This window comes from Achromobacter marplatensis, from assembly GCF_049060505.1.
GTDB classification, from domain to species: domain Bacteria; phylum Pseudomonadota; class Gammaproteobacteria; order Burkholderiales; family Burkholderiaceae_B; genus Achromobacter; species Achromobacter marplatensis_A.
This window is the reverse complement of record NZ_JBMGRB010000010.1, coordinates 262264-279375: the sequence shown is the minus strand read 5'-3', so window position 1 is coordinate 279375 and position 17112 is coordinate 262264. Positions and strand designations below refer to the sequence as shown.

At 62.0% G+C, this 17112-nt stretch carries 14 protein-coding genes; 8 read left to right on the top strand and 6 right to left on the bottom strand.

Going from position 1 to position 17112, the window contains the following annotated elements; translation table 11 throughout:
- The first annotated feature begins 6 nt into the window (after window positions 1-6).
- The gene (locus ACI0FO_RS24075; RefSeq protein ID WP_416030831.1) at window positions 7-1140 is read left to right on the top strand and encodes a BamA/TamA family outer membrane protein; all 1134 of its coding nucleotides are present in this window, start codon (window positions 7-9) and stop codon (window positions 1138-1140) included.
- 59 nt (window positions 1141-1199) lie between these two features.
- Here ACI0FO_RS24075 and ACI0FO_RS24070 read toward each other — a convergent pair whose 3' ends face one another.
- Window positions 1200-2399, bottom strand: a complete 1200-nt coding sequence (locus tag ACI0FO_RS24070) for a lactate oxidase (RefSeq protein ID WP_416030829.1) — start codon at window positions 2397-2399, stop codon at window positions 1200-1202.
- Between the two features lie 57 nt (window positions 2400-2456).
- Window positions 2457-3047, bottom strand: a complete 591-nt coding sequence (locus ACI0FO_RS24065) for a YceI family protein (RefSeq protein WP_416030827.1) — start codon at window positions 3045-3047, stop codon at window positions 2457-2459.
- A gap of 383 nt (window positions 3048-3430) precedes the next feature.
- On the opposite strand from ACI0FO_RS24065, the gene ACI0FO_RS24060 reads away from it, so the two are divergent.
- A complete protein-coding gene (locus ACI0FO_RS24060; protein WP_416030826.1) occupies window positions 3431-4624 on the top strand; it encodes an MFS transporter in 1194 nt (397 codons plus the stop codon).
- Between the two features lie 31 nt (window positions 4625-4655).
- Window positions 4656-5435 carry an arsenical resistance protein ArsH gene (gene arsH, locus ACI0FO_RS24055; protein ID WP_416030824.1) on the top strand — a complete coding sequence of 260 codons (780 nt, stop codon included), beginning with the start codon at window positions 4656-4658 and terminating at the stop codon, window positions 5433-5435.
- A 100-nt stretch (window positions 5436-5535) separates the two neighbouring features.
- On the opposite strand, the gene ACI0FO_RS24050 is transcribed toward arsH, so the two are convergent.
- Window positions 5536-7221, bottom strand: coding sequence for a diguanylate cyclase (locus ACI0FO_RS24050; RefSeq protein WP_416030822.1), 1686 nt, complete (start codon window positions 7219-7221; stop codon window positions 5536-5538).
- 140 nt (window positions 7222-7361) lie between these two features.
- Window positions 7362-8744 (bottom strand): chromate efflux transporter, encoded by a 1383-nt coding sequence (gene chrA, locus ACI0FO_RS24045; RefSeq protein ID WP_416030820.1) that lies wholly within the window; start codon window positions 8742-8744, stop codon window positions 7362-7364.
- 254 nt (window positions 8745-8998) lie between these two features.
- On the opposite strand from chrA, the gene ACI0FO_RS24040 reads away from it, so the two are divergent.
- From ACI0FO_RS24040 to arsB, 5 genes are all read left to right on the top strand, one after another.
- Entirely contained in the window at window positions 8999-9277 is a 279-nt protein-coding gene (locus ACI0FO_RS24040) for a metal-sensing transcriptional repressor (RefSeq protein ID WP_416030932.1), read from the top strand.
- A gap of 10 nt (window positions 9278-9287) precedes the next feature.
- Window positions 9288-10130 carry a nickel/cobalt efflux transporter gene (locus tag ACI0FO_RS24035; RefSeq protein WP_416030819.1) on the top strand — a complete coding sequence of 281 codons (843 nt, stop codon included), beginning with the start codon at window positions 9288-9290 and terminating at the stop codon, window positions 10128-10130.
- Between the two features lie 81 nt (window positions 10131-10211).
- Window positions 10212-10538 carry an ArsR/SmtB family transcription factor gene (locus ACI0FO_RS24030; RefSeq protein ID WP_416030817.1) on the top strand — a complete coding sequence of 109 codons (327 nt, stop codon included), beginning with the start codon at window positions 10212-10214 and terminating at the stop codon, window positions 10536-10538.
- A 17-nt stretch (window positions 10539-10555) separates the two neighbouring features.
- Window positions 10556-11056: an arsenate reductase ArsC gene (locus tag ACI0FO_RS24025; RefSeq protein WP_416030815.1), complete on the top strand. Its 501-nt coding sequence runs from the start codon at window positions 10556-10558 to the stop codon at window positions 11054-11056.
- A gap of 6 nt (window positions 11057-11062) precedes the next feature.
- Entirely contained in the window at window positions 11063-12157 is a 1095-nt protein-coding gene (gene arsB, locus ACI0FO_RS24020; RefSeq protein WP_416030813.1) for an ACR3 family arsenite efflux transporter, read from the top strand.
- Here the strand turns inward: arsB and ACI0FO_RS24015 are convergent.
- Both ACI0FO_RS24015 and ACI0FO_RS24010 read right to left on the bottom strand, forming a co-directional pair.
- Window positions 12136-15099 carry an autotransporter outer membrane beta-barrel domain-containing protein gene (locus ACI0FO_RS24015; RefSeq protein WP_416030811.1) on the bottom strand — a complete coding sequence of 988 codons (2964 nt, stop codon included), beginning with the start codon at window positions 15097-15099 and terminating at the stop codon, window positions 12136-12138. The genes arsB and ACI0FO_RS24015 overlap by 22 nt on opposite strands.
- 148 nt (window positions 15100-15247) lie before the next feature.
- The gene (locus ACI0FO_RS24010) at window positions 15248-17077 is read right to left on the bottom strand and encodes a hypothetical protein (protein ID WP_416030809.1); all 1830 of its coding nucleotides are present in this window, start codon (window positions 17075-17077) and stop codon (window positions 15248-15250) included.
- Between the last annotated feature and the right edge of the window lie 35 nt (window positions 17078-17112).

Genomic DNA, 17112 nt, shown 5'->3' with positions numbered 1-17112 from the left:
GTCGCCGTGAGCCGCCGAACGCGATCCGCGAGTCTGAAGACGCTGCTCGCCGTGGCGTGGTGCGTCTTTCCCCTGGCCGCCTCGGCGGGCGATCCGCCTCCGGAAGACGAGGAAGCAGGGGGCTTTGACGCCAGCGATTTTCTCTTGAACCGCAAAGGCGTGCTGCCGGTGCCAATGGTGATCACCGAGCCCGCCGTGGGATACGGCGGCGGGCTCATGCTGCTGTTCTTCTCGCAGCCCGATGGCGCGGGACCGCCAGCCACCCGGGCCGATGGCAAGAATGTGCCCCCGAATGTCACCGGCGTCGGCGGCGGTCTGACCGAGAACGGGTCGCGGGGCGCCGGAATATTCCATTTCCATACCTGGGGCGGCGACCAGTACCGCTATCTTGGCGCGCTGGCCTCGGGCCGCGTGAACCTGGACTATTACGGTCCGATCAATCACGGGCGCAGTTACGAGCTTAAGGGCACGATGCTGATTCAGCAGCTGCTCGCGCGGTTGGGCGAATCGGCCTGGTACGTCGGGCCGCGCTACACCTATTTCCGGTCCGAGACCCGCTTCACCGGCGAAGCGGCCGATGTGCGGGGTGCGGACGCCGCGCGGCATATCGGCAAGGTCGGCGTGGTGGCCGACTACGACACGCGCGACAACCTGTTCTATCCAAAAAGCGGTAGCTACGTCGAACTGGAAGCGCAGGTGGCCCGCCCCTGGGCCGGTAGCGACCAGGATTTCGAGACTTACCGCGCGCGGGGATTCACCTGGATTCCGGCCGCGCCAACCTGGACGCTAGGGCTGCGCGCGGATGCGCAGTTCACCAGCGGGACCGTGCCGTTCTACGCGCAGCCTTACGTCGACTTGCGCGGCGTGTCGAGGGGCCGCTACCAGGACCGCAATGCGGTGGTGGCGGAAGGCGAGCTGCGCTGGAACGCGACGCCGCGGTGGTCCTTGCTGGCATTTTCTGGCGTCGGCAAAGCGTATGGCAAATGGCGGCCGTTTTCGGAAGCCTCCAGCGTCGTCAGCGTGGGCACCGGGTTCCGCTATTTGATCGCGCAAAAGCTGGGGCTTGCCGTGGGTATCGACGTGGCGCACAGCAAGGACCAGAACGCCGTATATATACAGGTGGGCAGCGCGTGGCGCTGAGATAGCGCGGCGAAGGCTCCCGAGAGGTCCTCCCGGGAGCAACGGCCACGGCTTGCTGGTCAGGTCAGAAAGGTCCTGTTGATGTCCTTGATCGTCGCGCATCCTGCAAGCTTCATGCTCAGTTCCAGCTCGTACTTCAGGGTGTTCAGCACGGACGTCACGCCGGCGGCGCCGCCTAAAGCCAAGCCGTACAGCACGGGCCGGCCGACGGCGACGCCGCTGGCGCCCATCGCCAGCGCCTTGAAGACGTGCACGCCGCGCCGCACGCCACCATCCAGGTACACCGGCACCTTGTGACCGACCGCGTCCACGACGCCGGGCAACGTCGTGAACGCACCGGGAACGGTGTCCAGCTGCCGGCCTCCGTGGTTGGACACCTGGATGGCGGCAGCGCCGGCATTGACCGCTTCTTTCGCGTTGTCCGGGGACTGAATTCCCTTCACGACGACAGGCAGGCCCGATTCCTTGGCGATGAACTCCAGGTCTTTGAAATCCAGGTCGCGTTTGAAAATCGTGAACAATTCGGCCAACGTCGCGCCAGCGGGAGCGTTGGGAACATTAGGGAAGGGCAGCGACGCGGGAAAGGTAAACCCGGTGCGTTTGTCCGATTCCCGGTTTCCGGACCATTCCAGATCCACCGTGAAAACGATAGCCGTCGCGCCCATCGCCTTGGCGCGCGCGATCAGCTCGCGGTTCACGCCCATGTCTTTTGTGAAGTACAGCTGAAACCACTTTGGCCCTTGGCTGACCTTGGCCATTTCGGACAGCGGCACATTGGCCAGCGTCTGGGCGGTAAACAACGCGCCGGCATCGGCTGCGCCCTTTGCCGTGCCCAGCTCGGCGGACGCGTGCGCCAAGCCGTGGGCAGCCATGGGCGGCACGAAGATAGGAATGCGCACGTCGGACCCGAGCAGAACGGTTCGGGTGTCCGGCTGCTTCACCCCAGCCAGATAGCGGGGCATGATCGCGTGGTCGTCGAACGAACGCACATTCTCGCGCAGCGTCCATTCGTCGCCCGAACCGCTGCTGATATAGCTGAACTGGGGAACGGGAATGAGTTTCCTGGCCTCTTGTTCGAGGTCATGGAGATTGACAATATCCAACTTTCTTTCAGCGCTGCCGGCTTGATAGGCGCCGGTGGCGCTGCCCCCCTTGGGGGCCGGCGGGGCGGCGGAAGAGGGCACGGCCGAAGCGGCAAGAAGGCCGCCCGCCATTGCGCTAAGGCTGCCGATCATCATTTCACGTCTGGAAGTGTGCATTTTCTATACTCCGCCGGAACCGGCGACCGGCTCCGGCAACATCAGGCCTGTTGGATCTCAGCGCGCCGCGTTTGCGACGGCCTCGATCGTGATGCGCAGTTGCACGTCGTTGCTGACGTCTGGCGCGAAAGCATCCACGCCGAAATCGCTGCGCTTCAGGACTGTCGTCGCGTCAAAGCCGATGGCGGGCCGCTGCGCCATCGGATGGATGCCTTGCTTGTTCTGGCGTGCTTGCAGGATCACGGGCTTCTCGATTCCCTTTATGCGCACGATGCCGCTGATCTTCAAGCGCCCGTTGCCCTCGTCCACGACCGAGGTGCTTTTGAACTGAATGTCCGGAAACTTGGCCGCCTGGAAGAATTCCGCGCCTTGCAGCATCTCGTCCAGTTTGGGCACGTGCGAGGTCAGGCGCGGCACGGGCACGCGCAACTCCACGGCCGATTTCGAAGGCTGCGCGGCATCATAGCGAAGCACGCCCGTCACGCCGCCGGCGTGCGCCGTGGGCTTGGAGTAGCCCAGGTGATCCCAGCTGACCACGATTTCGGTGTGTTCAGGGTCGATCTGATAATCGACGGGAGCGGCTTGCGCAGCCAGACTGCCGAGGCTCAGGAGGGATGCAGCAAGAAAAGCCGCGTAGGTTTGCTTCATACGATTCTCTATATGTTTGGCGCCTGGGGCATCCCGGCGCGTATCAGCCATGGATGGCTTGGATTCAGCGGTGGCTGATGCGAAACATAAGAGTAAGGACTGGGACATTAGACCGGTAGTAGTCGATATTTGACCGGACCGTTCTATTTTTGTGGCGACTGGGCCGTAATACGCATAATGTGTATTATGTAAAGTTAAAGATCTGGCTATGCTTGGCATAGCCAGCCCTCGTTCGTTAGAGACAATCCGCGGACAAATCCGATTCCATGAGGATTCGGCTAGAATCATTCAACACTCGTTGTATGATCGAATCATTAATGATGACCAGAGCAGTTTTCCATGCCAAAGACGGGTACGACGCGGGCGCCAACGGGGGGTAAACGGTGACAGGAGCGCCCGTCCGGGTCGTGGGTAGCCTTGGCACCGCCCAGACGCTGGCCTGGGCGTCGTCCTACTACTTGCCAGCCATGTTGGCGGCGCCGATGGCCAGCGACCTGGGCTTTCCGACGCCAACGGTCTACGCGGCCTTTTCCGGCGCAATGGTGGTATCGGCCCTGGTCGGCCCGTGGGCCGGTCAAGCCATCGACCGACACGGCGGTCGTATCGTCCTGGTCGGCACCAGCCTGATCTTCGCGCTGGGACTGGTCCTGCTTGGATCCTCCCAGGGGCTGTGGTCGATGGCCGCCGCCTGGCTCATTATCGGCGTAGCGATGGGGGCTGGCCTGTATGAAGCGGCCTTCTCCAGCCTGGTTCGCCTGTATGGGCATCACGCCCGTGGTGCGATCACGGGCATTACCCTGATTGCCGGTTTTGCTAGCACCGTCGGGTGGCCGCTGTCTGCCTGGATGGAAACACAGTTCGGATGGCGCAACGCGTGCTTCGGCTGGGCGGGCTTGCATCTACTGGTTGGCTTGCCGCTCAATGCCTGGCTTCCGACATTGCTGCCCCAGGCAAACCACGAGAAGTTTGCTGTCGCGGATCCAACGAAGGTCGTCGCCTCCTCCCCTTCTCCCACTCCTACGGCTGAGCGCCACGGGTACGCAACCGCCCTCCTTGCCTTCGTCTTCGCCGCGACCTGGTTCATCAGCACCGCGATGGCCACGCATTTGCCGCGGATGCTGGAGGGTGCCGGCGCCACGCTCGCCGCCGCCGTCGCGGTAGGCGCTCTCATCGGTCCGGCACAGGTGGCCGGCCGCGTGCTCGAGTTCGGATTCCTGCGGCGGGTTCATCCGCTGCTATCGGCACGCTTGGCCGCATTGGCACACCCCGCTGGTGTGATCGTGTTGCTGATGATGGGGCCGGTTATGGCCCCCGTATTTGCGATCCTGCATGGGGCTGGTAACGGCATTCTCACCATCGCGAAGGGCACATTGCCGTTGGTGCTGTTTGGTGCCCAAGGGTATGGCGCGCGCCAGGGGTGGCTGATGATGCCCGCGCGGATCGCGCAAGCGGCGGCCCCATTTCTTTTCGGCCTGGCTCTGGACGCTTGGGGATCCAGCGCCTTGTGGCTGTCGGGCGCTATCGGTCTGGCCGCCTGTGGCGCGCTGATGCTGCTGCGCCCGGCCACCACGCAGTGAAATTTCAGTCTTGCATCAAAAGAGGTAGCTCATGAGTTCCATCACCGTCTATCAGGACCCGGCCTGCGGCACGTCGCGCGAAGCCATCGTGTCCAAGCGTGCCACCGACCTTCCCAATATCGATCCGTCACTGTTCAATTTGCCGTCTGCCGCGGAGTTGTTCTCGCCCAAGCGCGCCATTCACGCGCCGCGCTTCCTGTTGCTCTATGGGTCGTTGCGCGAACGTTCCTACAGCCGCCTGGTCGCGGAGGAATCCGCAAGGCTGCTTCAAGCCCTCGGCGGCGAAACGCGCCTCTTCAATCCGTCCGGGCTGCCCCTGGTTGACGACGCCAGCGATGATCACCCCAAAGTTCGCGAGCTGCACGAGCTGGTTCAATGGTCGGAAAGCATGGTTTGGAGCTCGCCGGAGCGCCACGGCGCCATGACCGGACTAATGAAGACACAGATCGACTGGATTCCTCTGTCGGTGGGGGCTGTGCGCCCGACCCAGGGCAAGACCCTGGCCGTGATGCAGGTATCCGGCGGCTCGCAGTCGTTTAATGCCGTGAATCAAATGCGGGTGCTGGGGCGGTGGATGCGGATGCTGACGATACCCAACCAATCGTCGGTCGCCAAGGCTTACCAGGAGTTCGACGATTCGGGACGGATGAAGCCTTCGCCGTACTATGACCGCGTCGTCGATGTCGTCGAGGAGCTGATGAAATTCACGCTGCTGACGCGAGATGTCGCGCCCTACCTCGTGGACCGGTACAGCGAACGCAAGGAAACCGCCGCGGCGCTATCGAACCGGATGAAGCAAACCTCCCTCTAGGCGGTTCTTGGCCCGCCGTTCCGCAGAGCCGGGCCTTCTTGCTACCCCACGTTACCGGTCGGGAACAACGGTCGGGTCAGAGGACTGTGGCGACGTTGTCCTAGCGGAAAGACACGGATTCGATCCGATTGCGTCCCCGCTGCTTGGCGTAATAAAGCGCGCGGTCGCTGCGGCTGAGCGCAAGCTCTGCGTCTTCATCCTTCGTGTGTAGCGCGGAAATGCCGATGCTGACCGTCAACGGTATCTGCCGCCCGCCGAACCAATACGGGGTATCAGCGATCTGGCGCTGCACATTTCGGGCGAACAGGCGCGCGTTTTCGATGTCGGTATCGGGCAGCACGACGGCGAACTCCTCTCCGCCGATGCGCCCCACCAGGTCGGTTTCGCGCAGTTGGCCGCGCAGCATGTTCGCAAAATGCTGCAGCACGCCGTCGCCGATGGCGTGGCCCCAAGTGTCGTTGATGTGCTTGAAGTGGTCCAGGTCGCACATCAGCACCGCGGAACCCAGGCCGCCATGGCCCTTGATCCGCGTAAGCTCGGCCGCGATGCGCAACATGAAATGGCGGCGGTTGGGCAAGGTGGTCAGCGCGTCCGTGGCGGCGAGTTCGCGCAATTCGAATTCAGCGCGCTTGCGATCGGTAATGTCGGTGACGAACCCGTGCCACACCACCCCATTGTCGGCGTCGCGCCGCGGACTGGCGGCGCCCTGCCGCCACCGCACGCCCTGCAACGGCAGGCAGACGCGGAATTCCAGGTCCCACGGTGTCAGCGCGGCGGCTGCTTTCTGCAGCGACGTGCGATAAGCCGGCAGGTCCTCTGGATGGACGCGTTGCTCGATCGCGGTGGTGCTGGCGCGCACGTCGTCCGCGGTCAATTCAAACATGTCCCAGATGCCTGCACTGACATACGAGAACCGGGAGCCGCCCTCGGGCACCGGCCGACACTGGAAGACCAGGCCGGGTACCGCGTCGGTGAGGTTGACGACGAGGTCCGCCGTGCGCTTGAGCCGCTCCGACATGGCGCGCACCGCGCTGATATCGGTAGTCGTCCCCATCATCCGCAGCGCCCTCCCCGTGTCGTCTCGGCTAATTACTTTGCCGCGGCTGCAGATCCACTTGTAGCTGCCGTCCTTGCAACGGATGCGGTGCTCCACTTCATAGCTTTCGGTCTTGCCGTCGAAATGGTCCTGCATGGTGGCGCGCACGTAGTCAAGGTCGTCCGGATGCAGGCGCGCGTAGGCGTCCTCGATGCGCGTGGTGAGCTCCGATTCGCAATACCCCAGCAAGGCCTTCCAGCCGGGCGAATAAGTGATCTCGCCCGTCATCACGTTACGGTCCCAGACACCCGTGCCACTACCCGCGATGGCCAGCGACAGCTTTTGGGCTTCGTCGCGCCAGGTGTCTTCGTCGGCACGTTCGCCACGCAGCGCAGGGTACGGTTCGATAGCCGCGGCCGCGAGGCCAGCCAGGTCCGTCAAGGCCAGGCTGTCTGCGTCGGTAAAATCGCGCGACTGCCCGTGCAGCAGCCGCAAGCTGCCTAGAACGCGCCCATCCGCGGCACGCATGGGGCATTCGACGGACCAGGGCTGCGACGCCGCGGGCGGCGTGCCGTCTACTGCCTGCCATTCGCCCTCTGCGTTCGAGGCCGCAAGGATCGCCATGTCCACGCCAAACAGGCGGCGGGCCAGGCGTGCCACCCGGTCCTGGGTGCCGTCGGTGCCGCGATGCGCCCCGCCCGCGCCATCGCCACGGGGTTGGGGTAGGTACGGATCACCGGTAGCTGACATTTCGGGACCTGATCAATACGGAGTTCACCGGTACAGCCGGGCGGCGCGTTCCTGACATTCTGTCATGTTCTGCACCAATATTGCATCATTTACCGCTTTGCACCCGCTTCGAGATGAAGGGTTTTACGTCGCGTTTTCCCCTATAGGACCAGCTTCACGACCAGGCCGATGACGGCGCACGCCGCAATGACTTCGATAACGCCGCGCTTGAACTTGAACAGCGCCACGGCGGCGCCCAGCGCGATCGCCGCAGAGCCAAGGTCGAACCTGCCTGCCAAGCCGTCCGGCCATAGGACGTGATAGCCAAAGAACACCGCCAGATTGAGGATGACGCCAACCACCGCTGCGGTGATTGCCGTCAGTGGCGCCGTGAATTTCAGGTCTTCCTTTGTTGCCTCGACCAGCGGGCCGCCAGCCAGAATGAACAGGAACGAAGGCAAAAAGGTGAACCACGTCACGATCAACGCGGCCAGCGCCCCGGCCAGGAACAGAAGCTCCGGGCCCAAAAGCGCGTTGGCGTATCCTCCGACGAAGCCCACGAAGGCGACCACCATGATGAGCGGCCCCGGTGTGGTCTCGCCCAGTGCCAAACCGTCGATCATCTGGATTGGCGTAAGCCACGCATAGGTGTCCACGGCGCCCTGATAGATGTACGGCAGCACCGCGTAGGCGCCGCCGAAAGTCAAGAACGCGGCTTTCGTGAAAAACCATCCCATCTGCGTGTACGCGCCCTGCCAGCCGTACTCGCCTGTTAACAACGCCATGGGTACCGCCCACAGCAAGCCCCCTATTCCCAGGATGGCCACGAATCGAGGCCAGCGGAATCTGGCGTGGTCCGGTGTGGGCGTATCGTCGTCAATCAATGCCGGACCGAAGCCTTGAGCGCCGGAGCCGTGTCGCACGCCCGTCTGGAAATACGCCGGCCAATACTTCCCGCCGACAAAACCGACCAATGCAGCAAGAGCGACGATCAGCGGGAATGGCGCGTTCAACGCGAAGATCGCCACGAAAGCCGCCGCCGCGATACACCAAAGAACCGGATTCTTCAGCGCGCGCGAGCCGATCCGATGCGCCGCGTGCAGGACGATGGCCGTGACGGCGGGCTTGATCCCGTAGAACAGGCCGGCAATGGCGGGAACGTCGCCCCAGGCGATGTACACCCACGACAAGCCGATCAGGATGCACAGCGAGGGAAGCACGAACAGCCCCCCTGCCACCAACGCGCCCCGGGTCCGATGGAATAGCCACCCGATATAGGTCGCCAGCTGCTGGGCTTCCGGCCCCGGCAGCAGCATGCAGTAGTTCAGCGCATGCAGGAATCGTCGCTCACTGATCCAGCGCCGCCGTTCCACCAGTTCGGTGTGCATGATGGCGATTTGCCCGGCGGGTCCGCCAAAGCTGATGAACCCCAGTTTCAGCCAGAACCACAGCGCCTGACGAAAGCTCACAGCCTGTGGCGCGTCCAACGGAACCTGGCCCGGCTCCCGGGGCGGGTCTACGCCTTCCTGCGTTCGAGTATTCATTTCCCGTCCTCTTGGCGAAGCTGGCCACCCAGCCGTCCAAAACGCCTATCAGTTCGGCCCTGGCCAGCCGAACGCTCGAGAAGCGCCGGATTCCTGGCCGCCTCCTCGGCTCGCACGGTACGCTTTTAATGAGCGGGCCGCTACAACCCCCTGGTTATATCTATCGCCTGCTTCTCAATGCAGGGATCAGGGAAATCCTGGTCGGAACCAAGGTTTTTCGGATCATATCCCCCCAGGGGGGATATGATCCAGGCATGACGACAGCCAATCCGCACCACCACCATGACGCCGTTGCCAAGCGTCTGAAGCGCGCCGAAGGCCACTTGCGGAGCATCCTTCAGATGATGGAAGAGCACCGTTCCTGCCTGGATCTTGCGCAGCAGCTGCACGCGGTTGAAAAGGCGATATCACAGGCCAAGAAAATCCTGATTCAGGACCACATCGACCACTGCCTGGAAGATGCGGTGGGCGAACTCAACGACGCGCGTCGACGCACCATCGACGAATTCAAAGAAATCACGAAGTACCTCTAGCAGGAACACCATGCTTTCCTTTTCCGATCTCCTGGCGCAAGGAGCCGCGCACGCGTGGCTGTTCATTCCAAGCGCCATCCTTCTAGGCGCGTTGCACGGACTTGAACCCGGGCATTCCAAAACGATGATGGCGGCCTTCATCGTTGCGATTCGAGGAACCGTTGGCCAAGCCGTGCTGCTGGGAATCACCGCAACGATCTCGCACACCTTGATCGTGTGGGGGATCGGGCTTGGCGGGATGTACTTGTGGCAGGGGGTGGACGCCGAAGGGCTGGAGCCCTACTTTCAGTTGGCATCCGGGCTGATCATCGTGCTGATTGCCGCCTGGATGTTCTGGCGCACCTGGCGCGAACAGCACGTGAACGGCGCGCACCACCATGACCATGACCATGATCACGGTCACGACCATGACCACGATCACGATCACGAGGAGCTTCGCGGATTGAACGTGTCAGGAGACGGCTATCAAGACGCTCACCAATTGGCGCACGCGAACGACATCCGGCGTCGCTTTGCGGACAAGAACGTCACCAACTGGCAGATCGCGCTGTTTGGACTGACGGGCGGACTCATTCCCTGCCCTGCCGCCATCACCGTGCTGCTGCTGTGCCTGCAACTCAAGGAATTCACCTTGGGCGCGGTCTTGGTGCTGTGTTTTTCCATCGGTTTGGCCATCACGCTAGTCACGGTCGGCGCCGTTGCGGCGTTGAGCGTTCGCCATGCGACAAAGCGGTACAGCTGGTTCTCGACGGTTGCCCATCGCGCGCCCTACTTTTCCAGCTTGTTGATCATCGCGGTGGGCGTATACGTGGGGCTGAATGGCTGGCTTGGCATCCAGTCGCTGCACGCTTAGCATTCGACGCGTTTGCGCGACGCTACCTTGGGTCGCGCATTTTTATTCTCATTAATTCAACAATCGTTGTATGATCGAACCATGAACGAAGATCAGATCATCTTGGCGCTAGGTGCCCTTGCCCACCCTCAGCGTTTAAGGGCCTTCCGTGCGTTGGTTGTGGCGGGCCTGCCCGGGCTGACGCCCAGCACGTTGGCGGACCAGTTGGGCGTTGCGCGCAACACGTTGTCCTTCCATTTGAAGGAGCTGTCGCACGCCGGGCTGGTCAGCGTCGAGCAACAAGGACGGAACCTGATCTATCGCGCCGACTTCTCCCAGATGAACGGGTTGCTCGGCTATCTGACGGAACATTGCTGCCAGGGCGCCTCCTGCGAGGTGTCCGACTCCAGCGCTTGCACGACTTGCTGAAACCCAAGACTACACCCATGCCACAACTGCCTTTCAACGTGCTATTCCTTTGCACCGGTAATTCCGCCCGCTCGATATTGGCCGAAGGGCTGCTCAACGGACTGGGCGGCGGCCGATTCCAAGCCTATTCCGCGGGCAGCACGCCCAAGGGCGAGGTCCATCCGCTGGCGCTTGACACGCTAAGCGCTTATTCGTTGCCTTCCGAGGGCTACCGCAGCAAAAGTTGGGACGAGTTCGCGGTGACGGGTGCGCCGAAAATGGACTTCATCATCACGGTCTGCGACAACGCAGCCGGTGAAGTCTGCCCCCTTTGGCCGGGCCATCCCATGACGGCGCACTGGGGTATCCCCGACCCCGCGGCCCACGAAGGAACCGAGGAATCACGCCGCAAGGCGTTCCATGACGCGGCGCGCGCGCTCAAGCGGCGCATCGAGTTGTTTCTCTCTTTGCCTCTTGAACGCCTGGACGCGATGTCGCTCCAGGCCGAGTTGCGCAGTATCGGCAAGGCGCAGGAGTAAATCGCCATGGCGGTCCAGACGCATGCCGTGCCCAGCCGGCGGGAACGTGGTGGGATGAGCGTCTTCGAACGCTACCTGACGCTTTGGGTATTTCTTTGTATCGTGCTTGGCGTCGCGCTCGGCCAGTCCCTGCCTACGCTGTTTCAGGCCATCGGGCGTCTGGAAGTGGCGCAAGTCAATCTACCGGTCGGCCTGTTGATCTGGGTGATGATCATCCCGATGTTGCTCAAGGTCGATTTCGGGGCGATGGACCAGATCAAGCGGCATTGGCGCGGCATCGGCGTCACGCTATTCATCAACTGGGCCGTCAAACCCTTCTCCATGGCGTTTTTGGGCTGGCTGTTCATTCGCCAGGTGTTCTCGCCGTGGTTGCCGGCCGATCAGTTGGATAGCTATATCGCGGGCCTGATTCTTCTGGCCGCGGCCCCCTGCACGGCGATGGTGTTCGTGTGGAGCCGGCTGACCGGCGGCGATCCCGTCTTTACGCTGTCGCAAGTGGCGCTGAACGACACGATCATGGTATTCGCGTTCGCCCCTATCGTCGGCCTGCTGCTGGGCTTGTCGGCCATCACCGTGCCGTGGGGTACGCTGCTTGTGTCGGTCGGGCTGTATATCGTGATTCCGGTGATCCTTGCACAACTCTGGCGCCGCGCGCTGATGCGGCGCGGCCAAGCGGCGTTTGAGGCGGCATTGACGCGGATCGGACCATACTCCATGGCGGCGCTGCTGCTCACCCTTGTGCTGCTGTTCGCGTTCCAGGGCGAAGCCATCATCGCTCAGCCGTTGGTCATCGCCATGCTGGCCGTCCCAATTTTGATCCAGGTGGTCTTCAACTCTGGCCTGGCGTACTGGCTGAATCGTTGTGTCGGAGAAAAACACAACGTCGCGTGTCCGTCGGCATTGATCGGGGCGTCCAACTTCTTCGAGCTTTCCGTCGCGGCCGCGATCAGCCTGTTCGGATTTCAATCCGGGGCCGCCTTGGCGACCGTCGTGGGCGTGCTGATCGAGGTCCCCGTGATGCTGCTGGTTGTCCGCGTCGTGAACCGGTCCAAAGGCTGGTACGACGCCGGCGCCAACATTCAGAAGCGTCGATACACGTAAGCTTCGCCCGACACTCCCTGGCGGGCGCCGAATTGACCCTGGCTGTTCAGGCGAACCGACCAAAGCGGCGACGGTTCCCAACGGACCCCCGCTTCCAGAATGCCCGTCCCCCCATTGAAGTTGGTCTTCGCCAAGGGCGCGCCATCGATCCGGGCGCGAACGTCGCTGTTGGTGTCGTATTGCCAGCCGGCGCCAGCGTACACGCGTGCGGTGCCGCCCACGTCATAGACATAGCGCGTACCGATTCGGCTGCGTAGCAATTGAGTCGCGTCGTAGCTAAGTTCGTCACTTGCTTTGTTTCGAACCGAGTCTCCCCCCATGCGTTGCCACTGCACTCGCACGTAGCTGTCCAGTTGCGCGTTTGCGCTCAGCGTGCCGACATAGCCCGCCTTGCCGTGCAGGCCCCAATACCCCGAGCGGCTTGTGTAGTTGGCACTGCTTTCGGCGCCGTCTGAATAGCTGCCTCGAATGCGCCCGCCGCGCACCGAAGCTTCGGCATATGCGCCGTTGTGAAACCAGTGACGCGCGAGTAGACCTGCGCCAATGTTGTCCAGATTGCCGCGGCCGTCCGAAGTCCGTCCCGCCACTGAGGTACTGGCTCGGTAGTTGGTATGCCCGGCTTCAATCAAGGGGGCGATGATGTAATCGCCTGCTGTCGTTGCACCGCCGATGGCATGACCGAATAAGAAATTGGACCGCTCTAGCGTGAGGCCACTATTATCGATATGTGTGCGCCCCACTTCGGGGCTGAAGAAGAAACCACGTCGATCCGGACCACGCAGATCAGTGGCGGAGATCGCGCTGCCACTATCGGCAAGTGCGTTGATACCTGCGCCAATGGCGCGCCGATAAAGCGTGCTGATGGCTGGATCAATGAATCGGGGATTAATGACAGGCCCGCCAATGGCAGGGGGATCAGACTTGCCCGGCGCCGGTGCTCCCTCTGGCGCCATCAAGGTAGCAGTCAGATCGGTGGTGCTCTGCAAATTAAATCGGTACTGATATGCGCCTTGCTGCAGCTTATAGGCGCCCTGATTCGCCACACGGCCCGTAGTCGAATCAATCAGCGTGATTGTGTCGCCCTCCTTCAAATACTTCAACGGATCGTTCGCGCCCAAGGCCACGGTCGCGTCTTGGACGCTGATGGGCGACGTCGTATGCAGCATGGTCGTGCCATTGATCGCTGTCGCGGGCAAAGCGAAACTAAGCTTTCTCCCGTCGGCATTCAAGGCCGGGCCGCGATAGGTTGCGTTAGGCCCCAATACCGTGATGTCGCCTCGGAAAGTAAACTCGCCATTGCCGGTGATCGCTAGCGTGTTCCCCGCCCCGAACATCAAATTCCCCAACAACACGCCTTGATTCCTGCTGTCGTCGTAGGGCTGCGTGTTAGCCAGATGAAGCTGCGTGCTGGTATCGATCATGGCTAGCGTTCCGATCGTTACTCGATGCGTATCGAAGAAAAGCGCGGCTGGCGTTCGCAGCACGCCGACATCGAAGGTGGCTCGGCCAAATAAGGCGGCTGTCGCTTGATTGCTCTGCAAAGTGCCGCCTGCTTCTCCTTCGACGGAGACGCCAAAAGGGTGGGTGACATAGAGCACGCCGCCGACCGCCAGGGCCGCGTCGCCGGCGGTGGCAATCCCACCTCCCGAGCTGTCGCGGCTCTCGAACCCAGACTCATGCCGTCCGGCAATCACGCGCACGGCTCCGCCACTGAACATGTTGCCGTCCACCCGCAACCGGCTATCGCCACCGGTAGCGATGCCGGGATAGCTGTGCCGTACGTCCTGCGCGAATGCGCCGCCGGCCTGCAGCGTAACGTTGCGGCCGACAGACAGATCTCCATTGACCTCATACAGCACCGATTGGGCGCTCGCCGTGGGAACACTGCCCACATCGGTATATTTTTCGGTCCTCGCTTCGCCCGCCTGTAGCGTCAGCGCCCCCTCTACTGTGCTGTTTCCTCCAACATGAACGGCCATCGCGCCGGCCATCCTGGCTGACCAGTAGGCCTGGATGTTGGACCGGTCTTTGGCGTTCGCCGTACTTCCGGTCAGGTTGACATCGCCCAACACGTGCAAGTCTTTTCCCACGTCCAGCCGGATTTCGCTCCACCGGAGGCTGATGGGGACGACATCCATGTCTGTACGGCCTGACTCCCACGTCTCTAGATCACGGCCGATCATGGAAAGGTTTCCGCCAATTAGCGCATTTCCGCCTACGGTCACGGCTGCGCTATCGCGCATAAGCCAGCCCCGCCCCGACGTTGAGCATGCGCGGGCGACGTAGGCAGGCGTAGCTTCGATCAACAGATCCTGTCTTACACCCAGGTCCTGCCGGACGTTAAGGGTCGCGCTTTGCACAATCGCGATCGCGTCATGGGTAGCGCCGATGTCGTCAGGGTCGGGATCGCCGAAAATTTGAGCGCCACTCTTGCGACCGCTACTCTCGCTATCATCGACTCTCACTTTATCACCGACTCTCACTGACAGATTCCCATTGACTAGAAGGCTGCCTTCAACATTGGCGGTCATGCGGCCACTTTGTGCGCGTGCAGAAACGTAATGGTTGGATTCGGAATTCCGACCGGATTGTGCGGTAGCCGCTCCGCTGGCTAGCTCAACCGAGTCGGCCATAAACCCTTGCTTGATCGTATATCTCTTGCTGAGGCCCAACTCATCATGGTCGGCGTTGTCAAAATATGCATGCGCATCGTCGCCCTCTATTAATACGCCTCCTGGAGAGGGCCACGCTCCGAAGAACGTGCGGATATCCTCATGCTCGACGGGGTCGTAATATTCCACGTATGTCTGCGCACTCGCCGAAAACGCCAGGCCCAGGAACGCACCTGTGAAAATTGACTGATGCAACGCGTTCCTGCGCGGTAGCATTTTCGCCGCCGGTTTATCGCACACTGCCATGATGCCAACAGACTTCTTCTTCATATTTCCCCCGAGCGCTTGCCGCTGATTTAGTGGGCCGAGATTCTCGGCATGGGATAACGCTGATTACGAGATGGACACCACGCTGCGTGCACATATTTGTGAATAGGTTCCCGCTTTGCACCCAGCGCGTTTATTGCGGCGCGCGCGGTCAGGGCAACAGTTGCCGCACAATGACGGCAAATTGTTCGGGGTTGCCTTGAAAAAGCGCCGCCGCGCCGTTGCGTTGGCGCACCGCTTCGCTCAACTCCTGCCTTATCGAGATCTCGTCAATAAGTTCGATCGCCGCGCGCTCGTACTGGTCGACATCTGTCGCGATCAACGACTCCGGCAGTTGCAGCCGCCGGAACAAGGCGGCATCAAGCAGCTCGTGGACTTCGCGGCCCGCCAGGCAAACGCCCGGCAAGCCCTGGCTGACGGTATCCACGATGCTGTTCGTATTGCCGTAGGGAAAGGGATTCAAGAACAAGTCACAGTCGCTCACGCGGGCAAGATAGTCCGCATAAGGCAGGTTCTCGTGCACCTTGGCACCGGGTAGCACGGCCGTCACCATGCGCTCCAAGGCTGCGTGCGCGATTCCCATGCAGTCCCCTACGAAGAAATGGAACTGCACAGGCCTGACGGCGCGTATCGAGATCCGTTGGCAGGTCGCCAGGAACCGTGCGTTGAGCTTTAACGACGTCGCGCAAATGGCGACGTGTTGGATGGGATCCGACGCGGGTTGCGCGCGCGGTGGACGGCACTCTGGAACGACGCGGAATCCGGGAGGCGCCGCATGAACCAGGCAATCCTTGGGTAGCGTCACGAGGCGTTCGCTGAAGCAATCGGGATCGCCCAACGTGTCTTCTTCCACAAGCATGGCGTCGATGTTCGCTGAATGCGTCGTCGCCGGATGGCCCGCTGCGGCGATCTGCAAGGGGGCCAATCGAAGATTGCTGAGCGCTATCGCCGTCGGCGACATGCCGATGCTGGGGTAATACACCACGTCGGGCCGCAGCCGTCGTGCCAACGCCGCTACGGATGCGACGGCCGTCTCTGGCTTAAAACCCGTGAAGCGGTCAAAGATGGCTCGCGCCGACGGATCCGTGACGCCATCAAGGGCCACGCCGTGCAACTGGAATTGCGATCGGGAAGCCCGCAACGTCGACGCATGCGTGCGGTACATTGAGTGCGGGGTCGAGAACGCCTCCAGAACGACAAGCATCAGGGGCTTGTCCCGGCGTGGCGGACGGGTGCAGACGTCCCTAATGCCCGATGACACCAATGACTGCCGCAATAGCTTGTTGATGCCGCGCTTGATGTCATGCTTGCTCGCCAGGGTGCCGTAGCTGCAATGCATGTAGGTGTCGTATAGCGCAGCCAGCGGAATGCCGTCCAGATCGGGCAGAACATCCAACTTCCCGGGCAACCACTCCAAAATCACTTCGCGGCGGGCATAGGCCGCAGGCGTCACGCATTGACGCGCGCCCAATTGGGCCAGGCACAGCCCTGCCGTCGCTTTAGCGTCGTAAGACCACAGTTGATCCAACGGCGTGGCAAGCTCAGAGTCCGGAAAGCTCAGCACGCAGTACTTTAGGAATTCGGCATGCTCCAAGGCCAGGCCGTTCCCCTGCCCGGGGCCACTGCGAGTCAGGCAGGCGATTACATGGTCCGCATGGCGGAAAGGAGTTGCGGCGAAGATGGCGGCCAGCCATCGTTGCAGTGCCAGGAATTGCACAAACCCATCGCGCGTAATCTGAAAGCCAGGGTCGGCGAACAATGTGCCGCAAGCCGCCGCCAAGCGAGTCAGAAAGTGCGCTTTCCACTCGGCCGACAGTCCGTCTGAAAGCATGCCGAAGCGCTCGTCCAGCCGGTGCAATCCCACCAGCAACAAGCGCCCCGCCGCTTCATGCTGGCGGTGCTGCACTAACCATTCGAATTGGGTCAGGGAGAACGCGGCGGCATCAAGCGGCGTGCGGTGCAGGGCTAGGTTTGGGTTCATGCGCCGTTGGTGGCGCAGTCGGGCGGTTTGTTCCT

Excerpts from the sequence above, each read along its gene's own strand:
- ACI0FO_RS24015 (WP_416030811.1), bottom strand. The coding sequence starts at position 15,099 with ATGAAGAAGAAGTCTGTTGGCATCATGGCAGTGTGCGATAAACCGGCG.
- ACI0FO_RS24010 (WP_416030809.1), bottom strand. The coding sequence starts at position 17,077 with ATGAACCCAAACCTAGCCCTGCACCGCACGCCGCTTGATGCCGCCGCG.
- ACI0FO_RS24040 (WP_416030932.1), top strand. The coding sequence starts at position 8,999 with ATGACGACAGCCAATCCGCACCACCACCATGACGCCGTTGCCAAGCGT.
- arsH (WP_416030824.1), top strand. The coding sequence starts at position 4,656 with ATGAGTTCCATCACCGTCTATCAGGACCCGGCCTGCGGCACGTCGCGC.
- ACI0FO_RS24065 (WP_416030827.1), bottom strand. The coding sequence starts at position 3,047 with ATGAAGCAAACCTACGCGGCTTTTCTTGCTGCATCCCTCCTGAGCCTC.
- arsB (WP_416030813.1), top strand. The coding sequence starts at position 11,063 with ATGGCGGTCCAGACGCATGCCGTGCCCAGCCGGCGGGAACGTGGTGGG.
- ACI0FO_RS24035 (WP_416030819.1), top strand. The coding sequence starts at position 9,288 with ATGCTTTCCTTTTCCGATCTCCTGGCGCAAGGAGCCGCGCACGCGTGG.
- ACI0FO_RS24025 (WP_416030815.1), top strand. The coding sequence starts at position 10,556 with ATGCCACAACTGCCTTTCAACGTGCTATTCCTTTGCACCGGTAATTCC.
- chrA (WP_416030820.1), bottom strand. The coding sequence starts at position 8,744 with ATGAATACTCGAACGCAGGAAGGCGTAGACCCGCCCCGGGAGCCGGGC.
- ACI0FO_RS24030 (WP_416030817.1), top strand. The coding sequence starts at position 10,212 with ATGAACGAAGATCAGATCATCTTGGCGCTAGGTGCCCTTGCCCACCCT.
- ACI0FO_RS24050 (WP_416030822.1), bottom strand. The coding sequence starts at position 7,221 with ATGTCAGCTACCGGTGATCCGTACCTACCCCAACCCCGTGGCGATGGC.
- ACI0FO_RS24070 (WP_416030829.1), bottom strand. The coding sequence starts at position 2,399 with ATGCACACTTCCAGACGTGAAATGATGATCGGCAGCCTTAGCGCAATG.